The organism is Metabacillus rhizolycopersici (assembly GCF_020075705.1).
Genome location: NZ_JAIQUM010000206.1, coordinates 1 through 1478 on the forward strand (window position 1 = coordinate 1; position 1478 = coordinate 1478).

General features: G+C 36.1%; 2 protein-coding genes. Both read right to left on the reverse strand.

The window, feature by feature from the left end; translation table 11 throughout:
• Positions 1-31: 31 nt before the first annotated feature.
• Positions 32-958 carry an IS3 family transposase gene (locus K9V48_RS28000; protein ID WP_224142311.1) on the reverse strand — a complete coding sequence of 309 codons (927 nt, stop codon included), beginning with the start codon at positions 956-958 and terminating at the stop codon, positions 32-34.
• The gene (locus K9V48_RS28005; RefSeq protein ID WP_224142310.1) at positions 859-1422 is read right to left on the reverse strand and encodes a helix-turn-helix domain-containing protein; all 564 of its coding nucleotides are present in this window, start codon (positions 1420-1422) and stop codon (positions 859-861) included. Before K9V48_RS28005 ends, K9V48_RS28000 begins: the two co-directional genes overlap by 100 nt.
• Positions 1423-1478: the final 56 nt, after the last annotated feature.

Below are 1478 nucleotides of genomic sequence, written 5' to 3' on the forward strand. Positions count from 1 at the left end.
TGAGGTGACCCCTAAAAGTTAGAGTTTTATATTAAGCAGCTAATTGGCTGGTATGAATCCGATATTGAACAGGACTCATGCCTGCCAACTTTTGCTTTATACGCTTGGTATTATAATACTCTATATATGCTTCAATCTTCTTCTTTAAATCTTCAAACGAGCACAGTTCCTCACCATGATACATTTCTTGTTTTAATAAACCGAAAAAGTTCTCCATTGGTGAATTATCTATACAATTACCTTTCCGTGACATACTCTGGAATATTTTGTTCTCCTTAAGTGCTTTTACCCATTTATTATGCTGATAATGCCATCCTTGGTCCGAATGAATCGTTGTTCTGTACTTAGAATCTTTGACGATTTCGAGAGCTTCCTCGAGTGGTTTAAGAACTAGTTCTAGGGTTGGGCGTGTACTTATACCGTATGAAAGAATTTCGCTATTAAACATATCCATAATTGGGTTCAGATATAGTTTTACACCGTCTAAACACTTGAATTCTGTTATATCAGTAGTTAACTTTTGATGGCATACATTTGTGTGAAAACGGCGATTAATACGGTTTTTCGCAATCGTCCCCACAGTCCCTTTGTAAGAACTATACTTACGAGATTTTCTTATGAACTTATCTCCTTTGAGGCCTAGTTTCTTCATGATACGTTGGACCTTTTTATGATTGATTTTACGTCCCCGGTTTCTCAATTCTAAGTGGATACGACGATAGCCATAATTGCGGTTGTTCTCCTCAAAGATAGATAGAATACATGCTTCTAGTTCCTGATTAGGATTCTCCTTCTTTATCGCTTTTATATGATAATGATAAGAGGATTCTGGTATACCAACTACCTGCAGTACATCTTTTAATCGGAACGTTTCTTTGAGTTCGAATGATAACGTTGCTTGTGCTTTTCGAGATAGTCGTCCGGATCCATCTGAAAAGCTCGTAACTTTTTTAAGTATTCTATCTCTAAACGAAGAAGCTCATTTTCTCTTTCTAATTGTTGTTCATACGTCATTTCTTTTTCATCTGAGTGTTTGTTACTTCTGTTCTTAGCTTTATCAGACATAGGCGGCCGTCCTTTCGATCGATCCAGAGCTTCAGCACCACCGTCTAAAAATGTTTTCTTCCATGCCGTTATCATAGGAGGATTTGTTAGCCCAAATTGAAGGGCTGTTTCTCTTACTGAAGACCCTGTTCTTTTCATAAAGCTTAATACATCCAGCTTGAATTGAACAGAATAAGTTTTTTTCTGTTGCTTCTTTAGTATCCCTTCAGTTCCGAATTTCTCATAATTTTTCACCCAGTTAATAATCTGCTTATGTGACTTCACACCATGTTTTTTAGCTAAACGTTGATATCCAAGTTTTCCTTCTTGATATTCTTGAACTACCATAATCTTAAATTCATCACTATATTTAGTCATAAATAAACACCCCAAAAGTTAGATTTCTGACTCTAACTTTTGGGGTGCATCACATT